This window comes from Pseudoalteromonas aliena (assembly GCF_038155085.1).
GTDB classification, from domain to species: domain Bacteria; phylum Pseudomonadota; class Gammaproteobacteria; order Enterobacterales; family Alteromonadaceae; genus Pseudoalteromonas; species Pseudoalteromonas aliena_A.
Map to the genome: position 1 here is coordinate 1 of NZ_JBAKAU010000017.1, position 19123 is coordinate 19123.

General features: G+C 39.1%; 15 protein-coding genes. 10 read left to right on the forward strand and 5 right to left on the reverse strand.

Annotated elements, in window-relative coordinates:
- Nucleotides 1–167: 167 nt before the first annotated feature.
- Both gppA and rhlB read right to left on the reverse strand, forming a co-directional pair.
- Nucleotides 168–1661 (reverse strand): guanosine-5'-triphosphate,3'-diphosphate diphosphatase, encoded by a 1494-nt coding sequence (gene gppA, locus V6260_RS14605; protein ID WP_341594880.1) that lies wholly within the window; start codon nt 1659–1661, stop codon nt 168–170.
- Between the two features lie 44 nt (nt 1662–1705).
- On the reverse strand, nt 1706–2983 hold the full coding sequence (gene rhlB / locus V6260_RS14610) for an ATP-dependent RNA helicase RhlB (protein ID WP_341594881.1): 1278 nt from the start codon (nt 2981–2983) through the stop codon (nt 1706–1708).
- Nucleotides 2984–3074: 91 nt separating this feature from the next.
- Between rhlB and trxA the strand changes: the two genes are divergently transcribed.
- Together trxA and rho are read left to right on the forward strand one after the other, a co-directional pair.
- On the forward strand, nt 3075–3401 hold the full coding sequence (trxA, locus tag V6260_RS14615) for a thioredoxin TrxA (RefSeq protein ID WP_002960942.1): 327 nt from the start codon (nt 3075–3077) through the stop codon (nt 3399–3401).
- 185 nt (nt 3402–3586) lie between these two features.
- Entirely contained in the window at nt 3587–4846 is a 1260-nt protein-coding gene (gene rho / locus V6260_RS14620; protein WP_341594882.1) for a transcription termination factor Rho, read from the forward strand.
- A gap of 62 nt (nt 4847–4908) precedes the next feature.
- On the opposite strand, the gene V6260_RS14625 is transcribed toward rho, so the two are convergent.
- A complete protein-coding gene (locus V6260_RS14625) occupies nt 4909–7728 on the reverse strand; it encodes an ATP-binding protein (RefSeq protein WP_341594883.1) in 2820 nt (939 codons plus the stop codon).
- 76 nt (nt 7729–7804) lie between these two features.
- Here V6260_RS14625 and V6260_RS14630 point away from each other — a divergent pair, with 76 nt between their 5' ends.
- Nucleotides 7805–8377 carry a DNA-J related domain-containing protein gene (locus tag V6260_RS14630; protein WP_341594884.1) on the forward strand — a complete coding sequence of 191 codons (573 nt, stop codon included), beginning with the start codon at nt 7805–7807 and terminating at the stop codon, nt 8375–8377.
- A 22-nt stretch (nt 8378–8399) separates the two neighbouring features.
- On the opposite strand, the gene dbpA is transcribed toward V6260_RS14630, so the two are convergent.
- Nucleotides 8400–9788 carry an ATP-dependent RNA helicase DbpA gene (dbpA, locus tag V6260_RS14635; RefSeq protein ID WP_341594885.1) on the reverse strand — a complete coding sequence of 463 codons (1389 nt, stop codon included), beginning with the start codon at nt 9786–9788 and terminating at the stop codon, nt 8400–8402.
- 200 nt (nt 9789–9988) lie between these two features.
- On the opposite strand from dbpA, the gene V6260_RS14640 reads away from it, so the two are divergent.
- From V6260_RS14640 to V6260_RS14650, 3 genes are all read left to right on the forward strand, one after another.
- Nucleotides 9989–12064: a TonB-dependent siderophore receptor gene (locus tag V6260_RS14640; RefSeq protein ID WP_341594886.1), complete on the forward strand. Its 2076-nt coding sequence runs from the start codon at nt 9989–9991 to the stop codon at nt 12062–12064.
- Nucleotides 12065–12196: 132 nt separating this feature from the next.
- Nucleotides 12197–13600 carry a M20/M25/M40 family metallo-hydrolase gene (locus tag V6260_RS14645; protein WP_341594887.1) on the forward strand — a complete coding sequence of 468 codons (1404 nt, stop codon included), beginning with the start codon at nt 12197–12199 and terminating at the stop codon, nt 13598–13600.
- An 83-nt stretch (nt 13601–13683) separates the two neighbouring features.
- Nucleotides 13684–14625 (forward strand): tetratricopeptide repeat protein, encoded by a 942-nt coding sequence (locus V6260_RS14650; RefSeq protein WP_341594888.1) that lies wholly within the window; start codon nt 13684–13686, stop codon nt 14623–14625.
- 44 nt (nt 14626–14669) lie between these two features.
- Here the strand turns inward: V6260_RS14650 and V6260_RS14655 are convergent, their stop codons facing one another.
- Nucleotides 14670–15575: a DUF808 domain-containing protein gene (locus tag V6260_RS14655; RefSeq protein WP_341594937.1), complete on the reverse strand. Its 906-nt coding sequence runs from the start codon at nt 15573–15575 to the stop codon at nt 14670–14672.
- Nucleotides 15576–15719: 144 nt separating this feature from the next.
- On the opposite strand from V6260_RS14655, the gene V6260_RS14660 reads away from it, so the two are divergent.
- The 4 genes from V6260_RS14660 (at nt 15720) to V6260_RS14675 (ending at nt 19079) form a co-directional block, all read left to right on the forward strand.
- Nucleotides 15720–16001: an MliC family protein gene (locus V6260_RS14660; RefSeq protein WP_341594938.1), complete on the forward strand. Its 282-nt coding sequence runs from the start codon at nt 15720–15722 to the stop codon at nt 15999–16001.
- A gap of 210 nt (nt 16002–16211) precedes the next feature.
- A complete protein-coding gene (gene ubiD / locus V6260_RS14665; protein WP_341594889.1) occupies nt 16212–17678 on the forward strand; it encodes a 4-hydroxy-3-polyprenylbenzoate decarboxylase in 1467 nt (488 codons plus the stop codon).
- A 109-nt stretch (nt 17679–17787) separates the two neighbouring features.
- Entirely contained in the window at nt 17788–18501 is a 714-nt protein-coding gene (gene fre, locus V6260_RS14670) for an NAD(P)H-flavin reductase (protein ID WP_341594890.1), read from the forward strand.
- Between the two features lie 167 nt (nt 18502–18668).
- Entirely contained in the window at nt 18669–19079 is a 411-nt protein-coding gene (locus tag V6260_RS14675; RefSeq protein ID WP_341594891.1) for a CBS domain-containing protein, read from the forward strand.
- Nucleotides 19080–19123: the final 44 nt, after the last annotated feature.

The window sequence follows — 19123 nt, forward strand, 5'->3', positions numbered from 1 at the left end:
CCTCGCTATGCGTTGCGCTCTGCCGTCTCAGTGGGGTCGCATTATAGGGAGATCCGAAAACAGATCAACCCTTTTTTGAAGAAAACTTAAAATAAATGACTGTTCGCGCAATTTTGCATCGAAGTGATTACTTTAAACACTAAAAAGGCCCTTTCGGGCCTTTTATACTAGTTAACTATGAGTTTCCAACCTAGCTTACTTTGTTGTTTAGACTCTTGTTGTAGCTCACTTGCCATTAATGGATGATCTTTTAACCAATTGGTTTCGAACTTAAGGTCTAATACTTCGTTTTTAGCAATTAACTCTATTTTAGGTAGCACGTCGTCTTGGCGACGCATTGATAGAATTACAGCAATACGAAGCAATCGCACCAAATACTGCGCAAGTATGCTGTTAGCCCCTAGCGAATCAAAGCACCCTTTTTGGATATCTGAACGATGCGCATTAGCTACTGCTGCAATAACTTTATGCTCTGATTGTGAAAAGCCAGGCATATCTGTGTTTTCTAAAATATAGGCTGTGTGTTTATGGTACTGCTTATACTCTATTAGCAATCCAATTTCGTGAAGTTCAGCCACCGCTTTTAACAAGGGCAATCCATTTAAGCTTTCTATGGGCCAGCTTTGGTTAATTTTACCTGCTAACTGCATTGCAAGGCTAGAAACACGGTATGCTTGCTTCTGATCAACATGGTAACGATCCATAAAACCATCGATAGTGCGTTTACGAATATCGTTATTGTGAAGCTCTGGTACCATACTGTATAAAACACCTTCTCGAAGTGCTCCGCCTGCAAGGCCCATTTTTTCTATTTCAAGTAATTCAAATAACGCAATTAAAATTGCAAGCCCAGATACAAACACAAGCCTACGCTCTTCACTTAAACCTGGTAGGTCTAGTGCTGCAATAGTGCTAAACGCAATAGATTGCTCTTTAATAGTGTAAAGCTTTTCAAGAGTGAGGAGATCATCAAGGTTTTGAGCAACCATAATCTCTTGGATAGCTTGCACAGTACCCGAAGCACCAGAAGCAACTTGCCATCCTGTTGCTTTATATTCAACGGCAATATCATTTATTACATCTCGCGCCGCTTTTATTGCTGCATTAAAGTTGCTCGTACTTAGCTTACAGTCTTTAAAGTAACGCTCTAAGTAAGTAACACATCCCATATTTAAGCTTTTATAGTGCAGTGCTTCAAAGCCCTTTCCTATAACCACTTCCGTACTTGCACCACCAATATCTATAACCAGCTGCTTACCATTACATGATGATGTATGGGCTACGCCCTTATAAATAGTTCTCGCCTCTAGCTCACCACTAATAACGTTAATAGTGTGGCCTAGTATTTTTTCAGCTTGAGTTTTAAATACATCGGCATTAGTTGCCAAACGCAGTGTGGCGGTTGCCACTATGGTGATATTTTGCTTTGGAATGTCTTGTAGACGCTCAGCAAAAAGAGCAAGGCATTCCCAGCCTCGCTGCATTGCTTCAGTACTTAATACGTTATCTTTATCAAGCCCTGCTGCTAATCTTACTTTGCGCTTTACGCGACCTATTGTTTGTAGGCCGCCAGCAATTGATTTGGCAATAAGCATATGAAAGCTGTTTGAGCCCAAATCAATAACTGCATACACATTTTTTTGCGGTATAAGTTGCCCCACCGTTCAAAAACCTCTAGTTACTACTACTTATAGTAACGGCCGAATTACGACCGTCCTTTTTGGTAACTATTATTTGGGCGACGTCCGTTGTTATTACTACGATTACGTGGGCCTGAAGAATAGTTGCGCTTTCTTTGAATAGTAGGCTTTGTTAAATCATCTAGCAACGCTGCTTTATCATAATGTGATAAAGGAATGCTGTGCTCTATATATTCTTCAATTTCATGCAAGTTATAAGCATATTGCTCACAAGCAAAACTAATTGCATGGCCTGATGCACCAGCACGGCCTGTACGCCCTATCCGATGAACGTAATCCTCACAATCATCAGGTAAATCAAAATTAAAGACATGACTCACTTCTGGGATGTGTAAACCACGAGCAGCAACATCGGTCGCGACTAAAAAGTCTAACTCACCTTTGCTAAATTGCGCTAATATAGATTGGCGTTTTTTCTGATTAACATCGCCAGTAAGCATACCAACGCGATGTCCATCAGCTTTAAGCCACGCATAAACCGTCTCACAACTATGCTTGGTATTAGCAAACACAATTGCCTTGTCAGGCCATTCTTCTTCAATTAAAGTTAACAAAAGCTTAATTTTGTCATCTTGTGAAGGATGAAATAGCTCTTCCTGTATACGTTTACCCGTTTTGACGTCAGGTTCAATTTGAACATGTTCCGGGTTTGTCATATGCTCAAAAGCTAATTCTTGTACGCGATACGATAATGTAGCAGAAAATAATAAGTTTAAACGCTTTGATGTATCTGGCATACGATCGAACATATAGCGAATATCTTTTATAAAACCTAAATCGAACATACGATCGGCTTCATCCAGCACGACTACCTCAATTTCATTAAGGGTGTAACAGCCTTGCTTATACAGATCAATTAGGCGACCCGTAGTACCAATTAAAATATCAACGCCTTTTTCTAGTTGTGCACGTTGTTTTTCATAATCTTCGCCACCATATACTAAACCTAAGTTAAGATTACAGTGCGGCGCTAAAATTTTAGCATCTTTGTGTATCTGAATCGCCAGCTCCCGAGTAGGGGCCATGATCAGGGCTCTTGGATGTTTACTAGGTGCTTTGCTAGATTGTAATAACCGATGGCACGTTGCCGTTAAAAACGCCAACGTTTTGCCTGTACCTGTTTGAGCTTGGCCCGCGATATCGCGTCCATCACAAATAAAAGGTAGGCATTTTGCTTGAATAGGTGTGCAATATTCAAACCCATTCTCGGTTAAACCGGCAACCACTTCCGGTGCGATAGCAAAGTCTGAAAACTTTTTATCGGTTAAATGTGTCTTAGTCATAGCGTTTAAGCATAACGTTTAAACTTGCAATAAGAAACAAGAGTGTTTAAATACGCACTAAATATTTCGCCTAACTAAATCGGAGAGCGCAATGAGCGAGAAAATAATCCAAATTACTGACGATAGCTTTGAGGCTGACGTATTACAATCAGACAAACCAGTACTAGTAGATTTCTGGGCTGAATGGTGTGGCCCTTGTAAAATGATCGCCCCAATTCTTCATGAAGTTGCTGATGAGTACGACAGCCGCGTAACTGTTGCTAAATTAAACATTGACCAAAATGCTGGAACACCGCCAAAATTTGGTATTCGTGGTATTCCTACTTTGCTTCTTTTTAAAGATGGTCAAGTAGCAGCAACAAAAGTTGGTGCACTTTCTAAAACTCAACTAATTGAGTTTTTAGAAAACAATATCTAGTTTAGATCTATAAAAAGGGCTTTTTTGCCCTTTTTTAAAATTTATTTTGTATAAAGACTGGACGCTTCGCCAGTGAACTGCTAGTTTATGAAGCCAACTAATCCTTAGTTATATTCAACAAACCTCACTCAACTATCAAATAAAGCGATTTTGAGTATGACAACTGTAATAAAGAACCCACCAATATGCATTTACGCGAATTAAAAGACAAGTCTATTAAAGAGCTTGTAAACTTAGCTGAGTCCATGGGGCTCGAAAACGTAGCCCGCTTAAGAAAGCAAGATATCATTTTTGCCATTCTTAAATCCCATGCCAAAGGCGGAGAGAATATCTTCGGTGGCGGTGTATTAGAGATTTTACAAGATGGTTTCGGCTTTTTAAGATCATCAGAAGCCTCTTACTTAGCTGGCCCAGATGATATTTATGTTTCACCTAGCCAAATTCGCCGTTTCAGCATGCGTACTGGCGATTCAATTTCAGGTCTTATTCGTCCTCCTAAAGACGGTGAGCGTTACTTTGCTTTACTTAAAGTAAATGAAGTTAACTTTGATAAACCTGAAAACTCTCGAACTAAAATTCTTTTTGAAAACCTTACTCCACTACATGCAAACGAACGTTTTCGCATGGAGCGTGGTAACGGCAGTAAAGAAGATATCACAGCCCGCGTACTTGATTTAGCATCACCAATTGGCCGCGGCCAACGTGGTTTACTAGTAGCTCCGCCTAAAGCGGGTAAAACAATGCTACTTCAAAATATTGCACAATCGATTACACACAATCACCCTGATGTAACGTTAATGGTTTTGCTTATTGATGAACGTCCGGAAGAAGTGACTGAGATGCAACGCCTAGTTAAGGGTGAAGTTATTGCATCAACGTTCGATGAACCAGCTTCTCGCCACGTACAAGTAGCAGAAATGGTTATCGAAAAAGCTAAACGTTTGGTTGAGCATAAAAAAGATGTCGTTATTTTATTAGATTCAATCACTCGCCTAGCACGTGCTTATAACACCGTTATTCCTTCATCTGGTAAAGTACTTACCGGTGGTGTTGATGCTAATGCACTTCACAAGCCTAAGCGCTTCTTTGGTGCTGCACGTAACGTTGAGGAAGGCGGTAGTTTAACTATTATCGCAACTGCCCTTATCGATACTGGCTCTAAAATGGATGAAGTTATCTACGAAGAGTTTAAAGGTACAGGTAACATGGAACTACACTTAAATCGTAAGATTGCTGAAAAGCGTGTATTCCCTGCTATCGACTTTAACCGCTCAGGTACTCGTCGTGAAGAGTTACTTACTAAACCAGATGAACTGCAAAAGCTTTGGATTTTACGTAAGATTGTTCATGAGATGTCAGAAATTGACGCAATGGAATTCTTAATCGATAAATTATCGATGAGTAAAACTAATGATGAATTTTTTGATTCAATGAGACGCCAATAAGTACACGTTTTAATTGAATAAAAAAGCGCCTAAGGCGCTTTTTTTGTTTAATATGATCTGCTTTAACTTTCATTATACTTATTAAGTACATCCTGCAATATATCAACTAACTCTTTAAAACTATTTGCACTACTATTTTGGCTTCTGCATAAAAGTGCTCTATCTAGACTTTTTGCCGACCGTACAATTTCATCTAAGCCAAACATTTGCGCCGCCCCTAAAATTCGATGACTGTCTTTTTGTAATGCATCTAAATCACCACTTGTAAAATGTTGGGTAATTGTTTCACTCTCCAAAGCAAAACTTTGTTTGAAGCTAACCACAAGATCACTCATATCAACTTCACTTTGCTTTGTAGTCGGATTATTTTCTGTGCTGTTGAGGTGGTGTAAAAGTGCTTTGTAAAATGATTCTTTATCTATTGGCTTAGCTAAATAACCAGTGAATCCTAACTCCAAATAACCATCTACTTCATGGCTCATAGCATTTGCTGTTAGAGCGAAAACAGGTCGTTCAAAACCACATTTTTTTAATAATTGAAAAGCTGAACATCCATCCATAACTGGCATTTGAATATCTAATAGCACTAAATCAGGATACTCTTGTAAACATTGTTCAACAGCTTGTTCGCCATTTTCAACGGCGATCACCTCGAGCCCCATTGAACGTAAATAACGACTGATTAACCTACGATTATCTGGATGATCTTCTGCAAGTACAATACGTCCAGTTAATTGCTTATTTCCCTTAGGAGCACTTTGAGTTTCAATTATGCTTTGCGCTTTATTTACTTCTGCGCACGGTAAGAAAAACGAAAACTGACTGCCTTTTTTATATTCACTTTGTACGCTGATATAACCGCCCATCATAGAGGCTAGTTGTTGCGACAAACTAAGCCCCAACCCGGTACCACCAAATCGACGACTTATACTATTATCGGCCTGGCTAAAGCATTCAAAAATAAGCTTTAACTGTTTAGAGTTCATTCCAATACCGGTATCTCTTACAATAATAACTACCCCTTGCTCAGTCTTATTCAAGGCTATAATGATCTGCCCTGAATGAGTAAACTTAATAGCATTTGCACATAAATTTATAAGTATCTGTTTAACGCGCATCAAATCGAGTTTAGTATAAAACTCATCACTAATTTGATTATCTAAAATAAGGTGTAGATTTTTTGCATTTGCTTGAGTAATAAACATTGCATGCACATCATTGACAAGTTCGACAATATCAAAGCAAGAAATATTTAACTCCAATCTATTCGCTTCAATTTTACTTAAATCGAGCACATCATTTATTAAACTTTTTAAATGGTCGCTATGACGCTGAATTACTTTCAACTCATCTTTAAGTGATTCTGGCTCGTACAACTCATTAATTAAGGCATCGGTTTGCCCTAAAATAGCAGTTAAAGGAGTACGGATTTCGTGGCTAATATTAGCTAAAAATTGGCTTTTAACATCATTAGCTTCACGCAACTCTTGTGCAATCGCTTGTAACTCGGCAGTCCGCTGGGCTACCTGTTCTGTCAGCTTCTGTTTAGCGCGTTTTTCTGCACCACGGCGGTAAAGCGCAATCCCAGTTACCAGAACTAAGACAAACAATAAAAAAATAAAGAATGTTAATTGAGAACGCTGCGACATTTTTAACTCTTGCACACGTCGATCTTGTTTAAGTTTTTCTATCTCTTGGTTTAATTGCGTTGCTTTAAATTGATGCTGAAGTACCGCTAGTGCATTTATAATTGCTGTACTTCTAAGCTTTCGCTGTTCACTAACATATTTCTGTTGCAGAGCCATTGCGCTTGAGTAATCGCCTTTACTCGCTTCAAGTAACGCTTTAGCACCCAAGCTTTCTCTAATTATTCGCTCACTACCGTATTCGTGGGCAAGTGAAATAGCCCTATCTAAGTTTATTTTAGCCTCTTCTAAATTGCCCTTAACAAACTGAATTTTAGCTAGCGCATGTAGAGCATTGAGTTCTAAATTATGGTTACCTATTTTAAGCGCATAATACTCACCTTGTTTAGCTTGCTTGTAAGCCTCATCTACTTTTTTTAATACCAAATTAGCATTTGCTAGATTAGTATATTGCGTAGATAACTTTTTGTAATCATTAGATGAAATATAATAACGCAGTGCTAACTGATAATAATGTAATGCCAAGTCAAATTGGTTACTCTCCATATGAGCAACACCCATATTATTGTATACCTGCGCAATACCGCTTTTATCATCTAATCGCTGATAAACTTTAAGTACATCCTGATAAAGACTAAATGCACTATCATAGCGTGACAAGCGTATATAAACGCCTGCTATATTAAGTAATATATCGGTTTGATCTTGCTCACTACCGTGCACTTCGTAAATAGCTTTTGCCTTTAAGTAAAACTCTAGGGTATCGCCTAGCTTATTCATATTAAAATAAGCCAAACCAATATTATTTAGTAAATTTGCTTGCTCTAGTAGTTGTTCATTTTTTTCAGCTAACACTAGGGTGCGGGTGTATTCAGTAATGGCCTTTTGAAAAAAGCCTTGATAAAAAAGCACCACACCTTGCATTTTAATTGCACGAAAGTGCTCATCAGGAAAGAACGTATCTGAGGTATTTTGTTCTAGTAATTTAAAATAGTGTAAAGACTCTTTAAAATTATTAGCCGATAACGCACCATTACCTAATGCAGAGTATACAGCGACACGCTCTTTTTTAGATAGGTTTTGATTGGCAAGTAAAGTATTAGCCAGTTGTAATTTTGGCTCCCATTGCTTTTCATTTTTAAATTGTGCATATAACGAGTCGGCATTTTGGGCATAGCTTGAAGCCATTAGTACACAGCATATAGTAAATAAGAGGCACTTAAACTTGCCCAGCATAATTTTAATCCTTCAAACCGTTACTTATATCAGTGTAATCTTTATTGAAGATACACCAATTACTAGGCCCTAAACAATGCTTAACCCACTGATTGATGAGATTTTTGAGCTAATATTAACAAAGCAAGTTTGGCAAGTTCATACTTTAGCTGCGCAGTTGTCCCATCAAGGTGCCATAGCAACGCTTGATCAAAGCCCTGAACGTGATTTATTTAAGCGTAATTTTTTAATTATGAACGCATTGTACCAACTGCAGGCACAATTAAAGCCGCAAAATCTAATTATTTCAACTTTACATATTGAGCTTATAGAACAAGAGGCTAAACATTTACTCGCAACCAGCAATAATTTACGAGATTACTATTTAGATTGGGATAATTACGACACGAGTGAGCAGCAAGTAGAAGAGTTGTTAAATAGCTTTTGGCATCGTATTAAAGCAACACCTAAAAAACATGTATTAACAGATAAAGAATACAATGAGCTGATTTTAAATTGGAATTTACCTGAGGATTTTACGCTTAAGGTCTTGCAAAAACGCTGGCGACAACTTGCGCTGCAAAACCACCCCGACAAGCTAAGTGGCTGTGCGGAAAAGTTTAAAAAAATAAAGTTACAATACGAGCAGCTTAAAACAGCTGCCCGTTAAACTGTTAATTTAGCCGTTTAAATTAACGCGTAAGGCGACGAGCACGAATTTTACGGCCCTTAATGTTACCTTCGGTTAGCTTACGTAACGCAGGCTTAGACGAATTACGCTCCACGGCAACAAATGCAACGTTATCAAGCACATTAATTTTACCTACTTGGCGACCTGCAATACCATCTTTACCCGTTAAGGCACCTAAAATATCACCAGCGCGCACTTTTTGTTTCTTCCCTGAATCAATCATTAGCGTAACCATTTCAGGTCGGTACGGTGGTTTATCTAATAAGTTAAATGATGGCATTTGTTCTGGCGTGATATCACGCTCGTAATGATCGCCAATTTGCGCAACTTTAAATGCTTCAGCTTCACCGTAAATAGAGCATGCTATGCCCTTTTTACCGGCACGACCAGTACGCCCTACTCGGTGTACATGAGTCTGCGTATCATGTGCTAAATGGTAGTTAATCACCATATCCATATCATCAATATCTAAACCACGGGCAGCTACGTCAGTTGCCACTAATATAGACGCACTTTTATTAGCAAAGTGAATAAGTGTACGCTCACGATCGCGCTGCTCTAAATCACCATGAAGCGCAACTGCACTAAAGCCCTCGTCGGCTAAATCGTCACATACTTGCTGAGTTTCTACCTTGGTATTACAAAACACAACACAGCTTTGCGGTGTAAATTTAAGTAATAATAATTTAAGAGTTGGGTAACGCTGTTTATTGTTATCCATTTTGTAGAAGTATTGTTTGATAGTACTTTTTGCTTGCTCCTCTTCTACTTTAATCATTTCTGGATTTTTTAGTACACGCTTTGCTATAGCTTCTATTGCACGGGGGAACGTAGCGCTAAATAGCAAGGTTTGGCGATTTTGCGGTATACGTTCAATAATAGCATCAAGGGTGTCTTGAAAGCCCATGTCTAACATTTGATCGGCTTCATCAAGTACTAACGTTTCAACATCATCTAAGCGTAATGTACCTTTTCTAATGTGGTCATCTACACGCCCAGGCGTACCCACAATAATGTGCGCGCCATGCTCAAGCGATCCAATTTGCGGACCAATTGATACACCGCCACATAACGTTAATATTTTAATATTGTGGATACCGCGCGCTAATTTGCGCATATCAACCGCAACTTGCTCAGCAAGCTCACGCGTTGGGCATAAAACTAACGACTGAATACGAAAGCGTTTTACGTTTAATTTAGCCAATACACCTAAGCTAAATGCAGCCGTTTTACCTGAGCCGGTTTTTGCCTGAGCAATAATGTCTTTACCTTCAAGTACAGGTGGCAAGCTTTGCGCTTGCACAGGTGTCATTTGCGAATAGCCGAGTGTTGATAAGTTATCAACTAAACCAGCAGGTAAAGCCAAAGATGAAAATGCAGTAGAAGTCACAGTTAGTTCCAAAATAATAAAAAACAACACAGGGCATAGCCCACAAATATGGCCCATATAATAGCAGAATTCATATTGGGCAACCATTAATACCCAATTTTCAGATAGCTTGTTAAACCTTGTTAATAAAGATGTTGAAAATGATACTAGTTTTCATTAAGATCCGTGAAAAATTAACACAATGACATTGGATGTAACGAATGAAACTGAACCCTTTATACCTAGCACTTGTAGTTGCAAGCTCAAGCTCTTTTGCTGCCCCCGCCGATATAGAGCGAATTCAAGTTAAAGGTAGCTACTTCAACGACTACAAAGTCGACAACGCTAATGGTGCTATGAGAACATCAGCTTCATTATTAGAAACAGCCCAATCAGTAACTGTTATTAGCGATACAATAATTAGCGAGCAATTAGCAACCACGCTTGGCGAAGTGCTTACTAACGATGCAAGTCTAACGGCAGGATCACAGCAACGTAACCGCGAAGTATTTAACCTTCGTGGTTTTGAGTTAAGCTCAGGTACCGGCTATCTACGTGATGGACACCAGCATTGGTCGCACTATCAACAACCAATCGAAATCCTTCAACAGGTTGAAGTTATTAAAGGCCCTTCAAGCATCTTATATGGTCAATCAGGTCCTGGTGGCTTGGTGAATATGGTTACAAAAAAACCAACGGCGAAAACGTTACTAAACGCCTCAGCTGATGTTGACCAGCATGGTTCAACTCGCTTTATGGTTGATGCTGGCGGCGCACTAACAGAAGCTGACGATTTACGTGCACGCGGCATATTAGTAAAGCAAGATGTAGACTACTGGCGTGAATATCAAAATGGTGAAAACCGTGAGAGAGACCGCTTTTTAGGTGCTGTAGTCGTCGATTATGACATTAGCGAAAATGCACTTGTACGTGTTCATTATGACCGTACAGATGACAAAGCAGGCCTAGATACGGGTGCATGGATTGATGATAACGCCAATGTTATTGGCGACGATAAAACTATTCGTGATATGTCATGGGCATTTACTGATATCACTGTAGAAAACGTAGGTATCGATTTTAACGTATTCTTATCTGACAATTGGAAAGTAAACCTAGGTTATAATGAGCAGACTTTTGAGCGCCAACGCTTTGAGTCATCTCCTAGTCGCAATTCTTACGACACTCAAACTAACACATACACTTCGAACCCATACGATCGTTTTGATGATTGGCAATTCACCACTGCATTTATTGATTTTATTGGTGAATTTGAAACGGCTGGCATACAACATCAATTTTTGATTGGTGCTAACTCGCTTGACTACTATTATGGTCAACTGCGTACATCTGCTGATTCATTTAATTTTACAGCAGGCCAAAATGAACCTGTCCGCCCAGATGTGAGCTATAAAACCGATCTCATTAAAAGCGAAACTGAATACGACTACTATGGTATATATGCGCAAGACCTAATTACTTTCTCTGAACAGTGGCAAGTGTCTGTTGGCGGTCGCTTTGATAAGCAAACACGTGAAGGACAAGATAACGAGTCGTTTTTGCCTAAATTCGGCGTACTTTATCACCCGAATGAATCAGCTACTATTTATGCCAGTTATACAGAAGGTTTTGAACCACAAAACGAAACCATTACTGACGTAAAAGATATCAACTTTGGTATGAAAATAGATGCTGTCACCTCTGAACAAAGAGAGCTTGGTATTAAATGGCAGCTATTTGATGAGCGTTTAATGCTTAGCGGTGCTATTTTCGATATAAGTAAAAATGGAACCTTAGTTACAGAACAACTTGAAACACCTATCGGTTCAATTACCTCTGAAACAAACCAAGTTGGTGAACAGCGCCATAAAGGTTTTGAAATGGCAGCGCAAGGTGCAGCTACTGACCGCTTATTTGTTATGGCATCAACTATGTATTTAGATGCTAACTATGAAAGAGCGAACGAAAACCTACAAGGTAAACGCCCTGTAGATGCCCCTAAATGGTCAGCATCTCTGTGGACTCGTTATGAGTTAAATGATGCAATTGCTTTTAATGCGGGTGCCTTTTATGAAGGTGAACGCTTTGCTGATAGCGACAACTCTATTACCAAAGATGCCTATACACGTGTAGATGTGGGTGCAACTTATAAATTTATTATGAGTAATACCGATATAAATCTTCGCCTTAACGTTGAAAACCTATTTGATACTGATTACTTAGGTGGCGGCGGCAATGGTAATGTAACTATTGGCGAAGGCACTAACTTACGCCTAGCGGCACAATTTAATTTTTAAGATTAAATACGTTAAAAAAGCCCGCACTTTGTAAAAAAGTGCGGGCTTTTTGTATTTTGTCTCATTGTATTTTTTAGCCAAGGTATTTAATGGTTTAATAGCTATTAAGTTTCTTACAAGCCAAGGTTAACAATGAAGAAAATAATTACAACAATACTGCTTGCCAGCAGTTTTTTAGCCAATGCCGCTGAGCCCGAATTTAGCGCTGATCAATTAAAACAAGTGACGCAGCTTCGAACAACTGCTCTTAATAGCAATTTGAGCTATGAACTGCTTGAGTCTTTGACTACTGAAGTTGGCCCGCGCTTACCCGGTACAGACAACGATAAAAAAGCAGTGGCATGGGCCAAAGCAAAATTTAACCAACTTGGTTTTGATAAAGTATGGCTTGAAGAAGCAACCTTTCCTGAGTGGCGCCGATACAGCGAAAGCGGAAAAATACTAACCCCAAGCGAGCAGCCGCTTCATTTAACTGCACTTGGTAACAGTATTAGCACACCAAAAGAGGGAATTACAGCCACCGTAGTGTTGTTCGAAACGCTTGATGAGCTAATCGCAGCCCCAGCAAATAGCTTAAAAGGTAAAATAGCCTATATTAATTACCGTATGAACCGCCATATAGACGGTAATGGTTATGGCCCTGCGGTAAAGGCACGCGGTACAGGTGCTATAGAGGCGTCTAAAAAAGGCGCTGTTGCCTACATGATGCGCTCAGTAAGTACCGGCCATCATCGTTTTGCTCACACTGGCGGTAGTTACTATAAAGACGGCGTTAAAAAAATACCTAACGTGACGATTGCCAACCCTGATGCGGATCAAATTGCCCGCTTAGTAGCCTTAGGCAAAGACGTGTCAGTAAACATTAACGTGCAAACCGAAAATTTAGGTGAAGGCACAGGCTATAACGTAATAGGTCAGTTTAACGGCACTGAAAACCCTGAACAATATGTATTAATTGGCGGCCATTTAGATTCTTGGGATTTAGGAACTGGCGCGTTAGATGACGGCGCAGGCGTTGCACTAACAATGGCAGCTGCTAAACATATTAGCGATGTAAAACGCCCTAAGCGCAGTATTCGCGTTGTGCTTTTTGCAGCAGAAGAACTTGGTCTTTGGGGTGCAAAAGCCTATTTTGCAGAGCATAAAAACGAGCTAAGCAATATTGTTGCAGCAGCTGAGTCTGATTTTGGCGCTGATGTTGTGTATGCTTTTGAATCGAACGTAAGCGCAGAGTCACTTCCTGTAGTGCGTGCTATTGCAAAAGAACTTTCGCCGTTAAATATTGAGCATATTGGTAAAAACCAAGCGAATGGTGGCCCTGATCTAATTCCACTTAAAGCAGCAACCTCAGCACCTATTTTTGAACTTGCTCAAGATGGAACAGATTACTTTGATTACCACCATACAGCTGACGATACGCTTGATAAAGTAACACCTGCTAAGCTTCGTCAAAATACCGCTGCATACGCTGTATTTGCTCTAATGGCTGCTGATGCAAAAACCACTATCAAGCCTAAAGCTCAAAATAAGCAATAACAGACATACTTATTTACAGTTTGTGGCTTTAACTAACACGTTTCTTGTTTTACCTTTAGGTAATTAAACAAGGAGCGTGCTTTATGTTACTTTTCAACACGAGTGAATCATTCCCACATTTTGCACAAACAACACGCTGCCCTCATTGTCAAAGCGACGCCTATCATTTAGTAAATAAAAGCCGCTATTTACGGTTTAGTATTTTACCTATGCTTGCCTTAAAATTAAGCTATAAACGAGAGTGCTATCAATGTGGAAAAAGCGAACCTGTAAAAATAACGCAACTACCGTTAATAGAAAAACTAAGCCTACCTAAATACTTTATTGGTGTATTTTTATTACTTTGGATTGTTTTATTTTTTTATCAACAGCACTTTAATAGCGAGACTCAAAAGAAAAGCTATTTAAATACGCCTAAAATATATGATACCTACTTAGTACACGCCGATAAATTTACACACGAGCCCTGGACCCTAACCAATTTAAGAATTGCTCAAGTTTTAAGTTTTGATAAGCAGTTTATTACCTTTCAGATAAGTAACTACAGCTATAAACGTAATAATAGTATTACTTTGGCAATGCGTACTAGCCAACTAATTCAAGACAATTACTTCTCTACTCAAACAATCACCCTGCCTCGTGATGAAGTAAAGCGTTTGTATAAAGACGAAGCTATTTACGACGTGCTGCGCCCTTATGCCAACATCCTTTATGGTGGGTTTGTGATGCATCCTCCTAAACCTAAGCCACTATATAAAGGCTTAAAGCTCGATAAAAACAATCAACAAGGCATTATTTATTTTAAAGATGGCCTGTTTGTTGAAGCATTTAATAGCTTTAAACAAGCTGCTAAAGCGGGCTCTCAATGGGGACAATTAAATTTAGCGCAAATGTATCGTGATGGTCATGGAATAGATCAGGATCAACAGCAGGCTATTTATTGGTATAAAAAGGCCATTGAGCAAAGAAATACTAAAGCACAATTTGAGTTAGAATCTCTTTGTAAAATAGCTAACTGTGAATGAGTGAATTTCAATATAGCTGGCGCAACAAGTACGCCAGCTATAAATTATTTTTTAAATAACTTTGTATAACCTACATGTATAAGCACAACAACTAAGCCGGCAATCACGCCTAGCAAACCATCAAACAATAAAGGTGCTAATATTTCACCTGTACCGCCAGCAACAGATTGAGCATAGCTTGTTGCATCGACTTGAGTATGATGCAGTAACTCAACACCATGTACTAAAATTCCGCCACCTACTAAAAACATAGCGATGGTGCCCGCAAATGCTAAAAACTGCATCAACCTAGGCGCTGCTGCGAGTAAGCCTTTACCAAGTAATTCTTTAAATTTATTAGCTGACACTTTAGATTGGTTGAGTAAATAAAGTCCGGCATCATCCAGTTTTACAATACCAGCTACTAAACCATAAACGCCAATCGTCATTATAATTGCGATAACACAAAGCACTAAAGCTTGGTTAAGCAATGTAGCACCTGCCACAGTACCTAAAGTAATCACAATAATTTCGGCAGAAAGAATAAAGTCGGTTCTTATTGTCCCTTTTATTTTTTGTTTTTCGTACTCAACTAAACCTAATTTCTCATCCTCGTCTACCGCTTCACTGTTATGAGGCAAAAACTTAGCAAATACTTTTTCAGCTCCCTCAAAACATAAAAACAAACCACCAATCATTAAAAGCGGTGTTATTAACCAAGGCAGCCATACGCTTATTAATAAAGCGGCGGGTACGAGTATCGCTTTATTTAAAAATGAGCCCTTTGCCACAGCCCAAACAACCGGTAATTCACGCTCTGCTGCAACACCTGTAACCTGTTGTGCATTGAGTGCTAAGTCATCACCTAATACACCCGCTGTTTTCTTTGTTGCAACTTTCGACATTGTCGCAATGTCATCAAGTAAAGTGGTTATATCATCTAATAACGTTAAAAGATTAGTGCCTGCCATAAAGCTTCCGAGCTCAAAAAATATTGCTATAAACATAGCGTAAAGCGCTCCTTTCACCAACGGTTAATTTTGCTTTGTTATTCTCATATAAACAAAATAGATAAGTCGTCTAAAAGTAGTGGATTAAAAGTAAATGGAGGAATGATGAACGTATATTTGGCTATAGTGGCTGGCTTACTTAGCTTAACGGCATGTAACGACCCGCAAATAAGTACCACCTACTTATGTGACAAAAGCACTGTAAATCTCAATGTTATTAATCAGAGCAATGCTGAGCTTACTTTCAATAATCATACTTATTTACTTAATCGAGAAAGAAGTGCGTCTGGTAATAAATATATAAATGAAGATGTTTTATTTTGGGGGAAAGGTAACAACGCAATGCTAATAATTGCAGGAAAAAAATACCAATGCGTTACAGAGTAAAAAATAATATATTCGATTCAATGCTGAACTAAATAAAGTAATAGAGCGTACTAAAAAGTATAACCACCCTATCAAGAAAAGTTAAAAACTAATTAACTCATATATATTGTAACTGTATTGAGGGTACTCTAAGTTTTGAGTGCAGATAATGACTTGGCTTGCATGAAATGGGTATAATACTTTAACTCTTTTGCTTAATAGCGGCCCACAATGAAATATAAAGATCTACGTGATTTTATCGATTTGCTTGAAAAAAAAGGCGAACTTAAACGTATCACCCAAGAAATCGACCCGTATCTTGAAATGACCGAAATATCTGATCGCACCTTACGTGAAAAAGGTCCTGCGTTATTATTCGAAAACCCAAAAGGCTATGATATGCCAGTGCTTACCAACTTATTTGGTACACCAAAACGCGTAGCAATGGGCATGGGCCAAACAGATGTTAGCGAGCTTCGCGAAGTAGGTAAGTTACTCGCTTTTTTAAAAGAACCTGATCCACCAAAGGGTATTAAAGAAGCTTTAGGCTCTATACCTATTTTTAAGCAAGTGCTTAATATGCCTGCAAAAGAAGTTAAAAAAGCACCTTGTCAACAAGTAGTTTTAGAAGGTGATGATGTAGATTTAACTAAATTACCTATTCAACATTGTTGGCCAGGTGATGCTGCGCCATTAATTACCTGGGGCCTTACAGTTACCAAAGGGCCTTATAAAAAGCGCCAAAATTTAGGTATTTATCGCCAGCAATTATTAGGCAAAAATAAAATAATTATGCGTTGGTTGTCACATCGTGGTGGCGCGCTTGATTTTCAAGAATGGTGTAAAGAAAACCCAGGGCAACCCTACCCTGTATCGGTAGCGTTGGGTGCCGATCCTGCCACTATATTAGGTGCAGTAACGCCTGTGCCCGACACGCTAAGCGAGTATGCATTCGCTGGCTTATTACGTGGCAGCAGAACCGAAGTTGTAAAATCTATTTCAAATGACCTGCAGGTCCCTGCCAGTGCAGAGATAGTACTTGAGGGTTACATAATGCCTGGTGAAATGGCACCAGAAGGCCCTTATGGCGATCATACCGGTTACTACAATGAAGTCGATGACTTCCCAGTAATGACGGTCACTCACTTAACGCATCGTAAAGACCCTATTTATCACAGTACATTTACCGGCCGTCCACCTGATGAGCCAGCTATTTTAGGTGTGGCACTTAATGAAGTGTTTGTGCCGATACTACAAAAGCAATTCCCTGAAATTGTCGACTTTTACCTGCCGCCCGAAGGGTGCTCGTACCGTATGGCGATTGTAACAATGAAAAAACAATATCCTGGTCATGCCAAGCGCGTGATGATGGGAGTTTGGTCGTTCTTACGCCAGTTTATGTATACCAAATTTGTAATCGTCTGCGATGACGATGTTAACGCCCGCGATTGGGAAGATGTTATTTGGGCTATTACTACCCGCATGGACCCTGCACGTGACACCACATTAATAGAAAACACCCCTATTGATTATCTCGACTTTGCATCACCTGTATCAGGGCTCGGTTCAAAAATGGGAATGGATGCTACCAATAAATGGCCTGGTGAAACCACACGAGAATGGGGCGAACCTATTGTTATGGATAGAGCCACGAAAGAGCGTGTAGATGATATTTGGCAAAGCTTGAATATTCTGTAAACGTTTATATGTAAGTACATAACAGGCTATAAAGTAACCCTGCAGATATGCTAGAATCGATACATTCTATTGCGTATCTGCTGCTTAAAGCGCTACTAAAAGGTAAAAAATGCAAACATTAAAAGCTGAAGTTGTAGCTATCAGCCCACTTACAGAATTTGTACATAAAGTAATTTTAAAGCCTCAACAACCTGTTACGTTTGAAGCAGGCCAATACATGCAATTAGTACTAGGTGAAAAAGACAAACGTGCGTTTTCTATTGCTAGCCGCCCTTCACAATGTGACGAAATTGAATTACACATTGGTGCCTCGGGTGCAGACTCATATGCTATGCAATCGCTTGAACATCTTCGTAGTGCCTATGCTGATAATACCCCGGTAGATATTGAAGCAGGCCTTGGCGTATCGCAATTACGCCTTCAGTGCGAACGCCCTATTATTTTACTAGCCGGTGGTACTGGTTTTTCATACGCAAAATCAATGGCTGATCATTTAGCTGAAATAAAATGCGACCGTCCTGTATTGTTTTACTGGGGTGTAAAAGAAGAGTCTGCTTTATACGCACACACAGAAATGCAAGCTTGGGCAGACAGTAACGAAAACTTTAAGTTTATTCCTGTAGTAGAAAATCCATCTGCAAATTGGCAAGGTCATACTGGCTATGTACATAAAGCTGTGATGAAAGATATTGTATCACTCGAACCATACGATATTTACATGGCGGGTCGCTTTGACATGATAGGCATTGTTCGTGATGACTTTATCACTCACGGCGCGATACGTGAAAACATGTACGCAGATGCTTTTGCATTTATCAAATAATTGAAATTTACTTTTAGTTATGAATAAAGGTACCTAATCGGTGCCTTTATTTTTATTACAACAAATATTTAATAGCTAAAACCTATCAACTTCATCAATATAAACAATTTCCTAAATACCTAACTATAAACCATACTTTGTATAGAACATCAGCGGGAGAGACCCAAATGCTAAATACAAAAGTAAAAGACTTTATGCAACGCAAGTTGCCAAATATCACACCAGATACAGAAATGACGACAGCCATAGCAGAACTACAAAAATTTAAACTACTTGGCGCACCAGTATTTGATAAAGATAAATGCCTAGTTGGATTTATATCAGAGCAAGAGCTTTTAAAACCACTTACGCAAAACAGTTATTTTTGTGATGGAATGGTTAAAGTATCGCAGCTTATGCAAACAGAGGTAGTGACCGTTAGCGGCGATACCAATATTATCGAGCTTGCACAGCAGATGCAGCCTGGTAAACCAAAAAACTACCCTGTTATAGAGGGTATTAAAGTAATCGGTATGATCAGCCGAGCAGATGTGCTTAAAGCGCTTTACGATAATTACATGAGCTGCCAAACACACTAAATATCAGTTATAGATACAAAAATGCCGCTTATATAAAGCGGCAT

Excerpts from the sequence above, each read along its gene's own strand:
- rhlB (WP_341594881.1), bottom strand. The coding sequence starts at position 2,983 with ATGACTAAGACACATTTAACCGATAAAAAGTTTTCAGACTTTGCTATC.
- trxA (WP_002960942.1), top strand. The coding sequence starts at position 3,075 with ATGAGCGAGAAAATAATCCAAATTACTGACGATAGCTTTGAGGCTGAC.
- rho (WP_341594882.1), top strand. The coding sequence starts at position 3,587 with ATGCATTTACGCGAATTAAAAGACAAGTCTATTAAAGAGCTTGTAAAC.
- V6260_RS14625 (WP_341594883.1), bottom strand. The coding sequence starts at position 7,728 with ATGCTGGGCAAGTTTAAGTGCCTCTTATTTACTATATGCTGTGTACTA.
- V6260_RS14630 (WP_341594884.1), top strand. The coding sequence starts at position 7,805 with ATGCTTAACCCACTGATTGATGAGATTTTTGAGCTAATATTAACAAAG.
- V6260_RS14640 (WP_341594886.1), top strand. The coding sequence starts at position 9,989 with ATGAAACTGAACCCTTTATACCTAGCACTTGTAGTTGCAAGCTCAAGC.
- V6260_RS14645 (WP_341594887.1), top strand. The coding sequence starts at position 12,197 with ATGAAGAAAATAATTACAACAATACTGCTTGCCAGCAGTTTTTTAGCC.
- V6260_RS14650 (WP_341594888.1), top strand. The coding sequence starts at position 13,684 with ATGTTACTTTTCAACACGAGTGAATCATTCCCACATTTTGCACAAACA.
- V6260_RS14655 (WP_341594937.1), bottom strand. The coding sequence starts at position 15,575 with ATGGCAGGCACTAATCTTTTAACGTTATTAGATGATATAACCACTTTA.
- V6260_RS14660 (WP_341594938.1), top strand. The coding sequence starts at position 15,720 with ATGAACGTATATTTGGCTATAGTGGCTGGCTTACTTAGCTTAACGGCA.
- ubiD (WP_341594889.1), top strand. The coding sequence starts at position 16,212 with ATGAAATATAAAGATCTACGTGATTTTATCGATTTGCTTGAAAAAAAA.
- fre (WP_341594890.1), top strand. The coding sequence starts at position 17,788 with ATGCAAACATTAAAAGCTGAAGTTGTAGCTATCAGCCCACTTACAGAA.
- V6260_RS14675 (WP_341594891.1), top strand. The coding sequence starts at position 18,669 with ATGCTAAATACAAAAGTAAAAGACTTTATGCAACGCAAGTTGCCAAAT.